General features: G+C 77.5%; 4 protein-coding genes. 2 read left to right on the top strand and 2 right to left on the bottom strand.

The annotated features are described in order from the left end of the window. Positions 1-75: 75 nt before the first annotated feature. Positions 76-1,578: a hypothetical protein gene (locus RKE29_RS27160; RefSeq protein ID WP_312008312.1), complete on the bottom strand. Its 1,503-nt coding sequence runs from the start codon at positions 1,576-1,578 to the stop codon at positions 76-78. A gap of 248 nt (positions 1,579-1,826) precedes the next feature. Here RKE29_RS27160 and RKE29_RS27155 point away from each other — a divergent pair, with 248 nt between their 5' ends. Next, entirely contained in the window at positions 1,827-2,927 is a 1,101-nt protein-coding gene (locus RKE29_RS27155; RefSeq protein WP_312008311.1) for an aminoglycoside phosphotransferase family protein, read from the top strand. Positions 2,928-3,390: 463 nt separating this feature from the next. Beyond that, complete coding sequence (locus RKE29_RS27150) at positions 3,391-5,319, top strand: peptidoglycan recognition family protein (protein WP_312008313.1); 1,929 nt, start codon at positions 3,391-3,393, stop codon at positions 5,317-5,319. Between the two features lie 59 nt (positions 5,320-5,378). On the opposite strand, the gene RKE29_RS27145 is transcribed toward RKE29_RS27150, so the two are convergent. Continuing rightward, positions 5,379-5,879: a hypothetical protein gene (locus RKE29_RS27145; protein WP_312008309.1), complete on the bottom strand. Its 501-nt coding sequence runs from the start codon at positions 5,877-5,879 to the stop codon at positions 5,379-5,381. Between the last annotated feature and the right edge of the window lie 166 nt (positions 5,880-6,045).

Here is a 6,045-nt window from a genome sequence, read left to right as displayed (position 1 = left end):
GCGTCCGCTCCCGGCGGCGGGCGTGTCGGGCGGTCCTGGCCGCGCGCCGCGGCCCTCGCGGCGGCTCCCGCGCGGCTACACCGGGGTCGCGCCCTGGGCTCCCGCTTCCGCGGCCCCGGGGCCGCGGGGCAGCGCCCGCCGCAGTTCCTCGCGCAGGTCGCGGACGGCGGACGAGGTCGCGTACCGGTTCGTCAGCCGGTACATCTCCCGCAGCCGGTCCCAGGTACGGTGCGAGGAGTTCTGCTCGATGCTCAGCAGCGCCAGGCGCGCGTAGCGGTCGGCCCGCTCCGGGTCGTCGCCCAGGAAGCACGCCGAGGCCAGCGAGAGGTGGTCCAGGATCACCGACCGCTGGCGGCCCTCCTGCCGCAGCTCCAGGGCCCGCGCGGCGCACCGCTGCGCGGGGCCCGCGGCGCGCGGGTCGTGTTCGGCCAGCGTCCGGTAGACCAGCCCCTGCATGCCGTACAGGTCCGCCTCGTCGAACATCTGCATCCAGCTGGGCGGCGGCGTGTCGCCCCGGTCGGAGACGAACAGCTCCTCGGCCCGGCCCAGGGTGCGGCGCACGGCCTGGCCGTCGCCCATGGCGGCCTGCGCCCACGCCTCGATGGTGCCGAACATGGCCCGGGTGCGCGGCAGGGCGGTGTCGCCCGCCCCGGAGCCGGCCAGCTTCATCAGGTCCAGGGCGTCGTCGGGCCGTCCGAGGTGCACCATCTGGCGGGCCGCGCGGGACAGCGCCTCGCTGGCCCGCGGCCGGTCGCCGCCCTCCCGGGCCGCGTGCGCGGCGATGACGAAGTACTTCTGCGCGGTCGGCTCCAGGCCCACGTCGTGGGACATCCACCCGGCGAGCACCGCCAGGTTCGCCGCCACGCCCCACAGCCTGCGCTGGAGGTGCTCGGGGTGGCGGTAGGCCAGCATGCCGCCCACCTCGTTGAGCTGGCCCACCACGGCCTTGCGCTGGAGGCCGCCACCGCGCTGGGCGTCCCACGCCCGGAAGATCTCGACGGAGTTCTCCAGGGCGTCGACCTCCGCGGCGCCCACGGGGGTCGCCTCGTAGCGGCCGGATCCGGCGGCGTCCGCCTCCCCGGCCGGGCCGGACAGCGGGGACAGAGCGGACAGGGACGTGTCGGGGGCGGGAGCCGGGTAGGTGTGCAGCCAGCCGTGCAGGGCGCCGGCCAGCGCTGAGCCTGCGGTGAGCGCGGAGCCCGCGCCCACCAAGCCGCGTCGGTTGAACATGAGGTCCATTCCCGTGAATTCGGTGAGGACCGCGGCCGTCCGCGCGGCGGTCCAGGGCAGCCCCTCGGCCCGCCCCGCCCCCGCCCGACCCGCTCGCACGAAGCCCAGGTCCTCGGTGGTCACCACACGACCGAGGCGCTCGGTGAACAGGTCGGCCAGCACCTTGGGCACGGGATCGCGCGGCGTCTCGCCGGTGTCGATCCAGCGCCGCACCCGCGAGGTGTCGGTCGCCAGGTGCGGATGGCCCATGGCCGCCGCCCTCCGGTTCACGAGCCTCGCCAGTTCCCCCTTGGACCAGCCGGCGATGCCGAACAGGTCCGCGAGACGGGTGTTGGGTTCCCTCGTCACGTCAAGCCCCCAGGTTCCTCGGCTGGCTTGACAGTAACGGCGCGTCAGGGCCCGTGGGCCCATTCGCCAGGCTTCGCCAGGCCACGCCAGATGGTGTGCCACCACGCGCCGGGTGTGGTGTAGGAACGCGGCCTCCGGCCCGGCGGCGGAACCGGCATTCCCCAGGTGACGAGGACTCGCCACCGCGGCCGGGGGGCGCACGCGACCCGTCGGCACCCCGTCGGCACACGAAGGGATCTGCATCGTCCATGCACACAGCATCGTCCTCCGTGTCCGCCTCCCCGCGGCCATATCACCGGCACCCGCCGGGCGGCGGGCCGTCCGCCGAGGCCCCGCCCGGCGAGCGGGCGCGGCGGGCCGCGGTCCTGGGCGCCGGCGCGCTGGGGGTGCGCCTGGACCTGTCGGGGCCGCAGGGCGCGCGGCTGCGGACGGCCCTCGCGGCGGTGCACCGCATCTGTCCGGAGTTCAGCCCCGCCCAGGTGCTGCGCCGCGGCACCCGGTCGGTGCTGCTGCTGGGCACGGCGGGCCGGTTCACCGCGGTCGCCAAGTGCCTGCTGGACACCTCCCCCGCGTGGGTCGAGCGGTTCCGGCACGAGATAGCCGCCTACCGGGCCTTCGGCCGCAACCGGCCCCCGGTGCGGGTGGCCCGGCTGATCGCCGCGGACCCCGAGGGCTGCACCATGGTGGTCGAGCGGATGCCCGGCCGGGTGGCGGCGGCGCGGCGGCATCCCGAGCGGGGTGTGCTGCGCACCGACGTGCGCGCCGCTCTGGGCGCCATCTGCCGGATCAACCTGTGGCGGCCGCCGGCCGGCGTGTTCGACGCGCCCATCGACTACGCGGCCATCGTCAAGCGCTACCACGAACTGGGCCTGCTGACCGACCGGGACGTCGGCGACCTGCGCGCGCTGCTGCACGGGTTCGCGCACACGCCCGAGCAGGTCCCCTGGCAGTTCTGCCACGGCGACGCGCTGCTGAGCAACGTGCTGCTCGCCCCGGGCGGGCCGGTGCTCCTGGACTGGGACCACGCGGGCTGGTATCTGCCGGGATACGACCTGGCGACCCTGTGGACGGTGCTCGGCCACGCACCGGCGGCCCGGCGGCAGATCGGCCAGCTGGCGCAGGCGGCGGGGCCGGTGTCGCGCGACGCCTTCCTGGTGAACCTGATGCTCGTGCTGACCCGGGAGATCCGGCGCTACGAGACGGCCGTGCAGCGCGCCATGCGCGACCCCTCCCCGGCGCCCTGCGGCGGTGTGGCGGCCGGGGAGGAGCACCGCCTGCTGCTGCGCAGACTGCACGACGACTGCGGCCTGGCGCGGCAGGCCGTGCGGTCCGCGGTCGGCATGCGCTGACCCGGGCCCCACGCGGGCCGGTACCGGCGGGCCGCCGGTACCGGCCCGCGCGCGTCCGCACGCCCGGGCATGGGGACCGTGCCGGAGCGGGCGCGCGGCCGGGGCGGGCGTACGAGCGGGGCGCGCGGCCGGGGCGTACGAGCGGGGCGCGGCCGGGGCGGGCGTACGGGCGGGTGCGGGCGTCTGGCGGGCGGTCAGCTTCCTCGCGCGCCGGGGCGGGCGCGGCCGGCCGGCGGGCCGGCGGAGGTTATCCACAGGCCGCCCGGCGTGATTGACGGCGCCGCCCGGCAGCCGGTACCTCTGAGGGGCCCGGCCCCGCACCCCCACCAGCGCACCGTCCGCGACCGCGCCCCGCGCGGCCCGCACCGAGGAGGCTGCATTGCGAGGATCCGCCCCCGCACCCTTCCAGGCACGACCCGCGAGACCCGCGCCGCGCGCCGGCGCCCGGCGCCGCGGACCGGCGCTGCGAGTGGCCGGCGCCGCGGCGGCGACCGCGCTGCTGCTGCCCCTGGTGTCCGCCACGCCGTCCGCCTCGGCCGGGCAGCCGGGGCGCGACACGCTGGCGCGGGCGTTCGCCGGCGCGGCCGACCGCTACCGGGTCCCGCTGCCCGTGCTGCTCGGCGTGTCGTACCTGGAATCCCGCTGGGACGGCCACGGCGGCGCGCCGAGCGTCACGGGCGGGTACGGGCCGATGCACCTGACCGACGCGCGGACGGCGCTGGCCGAGGCGCCGCACCACGGCGAGGGTGCGGAGGATCCGCGCGGCGACACCGCCCGCCCGCCGCGGCGCCCCGCCGAGGCCCCCGCCCCGCGCGAGCTGCCGCCCCGGCTGCGCACCCTGGACCGGGCCGCGCGGCTGACCGGGCTGCCGCCCGCCGCGCTGCGCGGCGACGAGGCGGCCAACGTGCGCGGCGGGGCCGCCCTGCTGGCCGACGCCCAGCGGCGGCTCGGCCTGCCGCCGAGCCCCGACCCGGCCGACTGGTACGGGGCGGTGGCCGCCTACTCCGGCGCCGACGACGCCGCGACCGCCGCCGTCTTCGCCGACGACGTCTACGACGTCATCCGCCGCGGGCAGCGGCGCACCACCGAGGAGGGCCGGCGGCTGCGGCTGCCGGCCAGCCCCGGCCTGGTCCCCGACCGGGCGCAGATCCGGCGCCTGGGCCTGCCCGCACCCGCCCGGGACGAGCGCGTGGAGTGCCCGCGGAGCGTGGCCTGCTCGTGGGTGCCGGCCCCGTACCAGGAGCTGGCGGGCGGCGGGTACGGCAACCACGACCTGGCCGACCGGCCCGCGTCCCAGAGCGTCGACTACATCGTCGTGCACGACACCGAGGCCACCTGGGACACCACGCTGAAGCTGGTCCAGGACCCGGCGTACGTCTCCTGGCACTACAGCGTCCGGTCCGCCGACGGGCACATCGCCCAGCACGTGCCGGTGAAGGACGTCGGCTGGCACGCGGGCAACTGGTACGTCAACGCCAAGTCCGTCGGCGTCGAGCACGAGGGCTTCCTCGCCGCGCCGGACGCCTGGTACACGGAGGCGATGTACCGCGACTCGGCGCGGCTGGTGCGGTACCTGGCGCGGCGGCACGGCATCCCGCTGGACCGGCAGCACATCCTCGGCCACGACAACGTGCCCGGCCCGACCGCGGCCGGCGTCCGGGGCATGCACACCGACCCCGGGCCGTACTGGGACTGGGCCCACTACTTCGAGCTGCTCGGCGCGCCCTTCCGCCGCACCGCGGGCCCGCGCGGCGGCCTGGCCACCATCCGCCCCCGCTACGAGGCCAACCAGCCCGTCTACACCGGCTGCGAGGCGGGGAGCCGGCCCTGCGCCGCGCACGGCTCGGGCGCGGTGCGGCTGCACACGGCGCCGAGCGAGGACGCGCCGCTGGTGAAGGACATCGGGCTGCGCCCGGACGGCGGGGAGTCCACGACCGGGGTCAACGACACCGGCGCCCGCGCCTCCACCGGGCAGACCTTCGCGGTGGCCGGGCGGCAGGCCGGCTGGACGGCGGTCTGGTACCTCGGCCAGAAGGCGTGGTTCCGCGACGCCGAGGACCGGCCGGCCGCCGTGGACGCCGCCGGCCCGGTGGTCACGCCGCGCGCGGGCCTGGCCGACGTCCCGGTGTACGGCCGCGCCTACCCGGAGCAGGAGGCGTATCCGCAGGGCGTGCCCGTGCAGGCGGTCTCGCCGCTGCCGTACCGGCTGCCGGCCGGGCAGTCCTACGCGCTGGGCCTGGCCACGCGCGGCGAGTACCTGTGGGCGACCACCTTCGACCCGGCCGGGCACGCGGTGGTACGCGGAAAAGACACGTACTACCAGATCCAGTTCGGGCACCGGGTGGCGTTCGTCCGGGCCGCCGACGTGACGGTCCGGCCGTCCGGCGGGTGACCGGCCCCGGCAGGCCGGTCCGCGGCGCGCGCCGGGGACCGGGAGGTCCCCGGCCGCGCTCAGCCCTGCTGGAACATCTCGGCGGGCAGCGGCTTGAGCAGCCGGTACAGGTCGTCGGTGATGGGCCGGTCCCAGCTGGCGATGGTGACGAGCACGCCGTCGCTGCGGTCGAACTGGGCGCAGGCGATGCGGCTTTCGGAGAGCTTGACGCGGCGCACGATGAGCAGGTTGTCGTCGTGCATCACGGGGGTGTCCTCGGTGTCCACGACCTGGACGGGCTCGTCGTCGCCGAGCGCGGCCAGCAACTGGGCCACCTCGAACGGCGGCTGGCCCTCGGCCAGCTCGCGGGCCGGTGACCCCTCGGGCAGGTTGCCGATGATCATGGCCGGGCCGCGTCCGCCGAACAGGTCGTAGCGCAGGAAGACGCCCTGGCAGCTGCCGTCGGGCGCGGGCAGCAGACCCGCTCCCAGGTCGCCGGGCCAGTCACCCGGGTCCATGGCCAGGACGTCGAAGTCCGGCCCGGTGGGCGTGGCGGGGCTGCGGCGGCGGAGGAACGACATGCCCACATCGTACGTGCCCCACCCGGCGCGCCCGGCAGCGGCCACGGCCCCCGCCGACCCGGTGCGCGCCGCGGCCGGGGCGGCTCCGGCCTGGGGCGGCGCTCCGGAGGCCGGGTCCGCCGGAGGGCCTGGCGCCACTGCCGTCCGGCGGTCCCTCGGGCGGCCG

Origin of the sequence: Streptomyces sp. B1866, from assembly GCF_031932565.1 — a bacterium.
Classification (GTDB): domain Bacteria; phylum Actinomycetota; class Actinomycetes; order Streptomycetales; family Streptomycetaceae; genus Streptomyces.
Note: the sequence above shows the minus strand (reverse complement) of the source record. Positions and strands in the feature narration are given on the sequence as shown.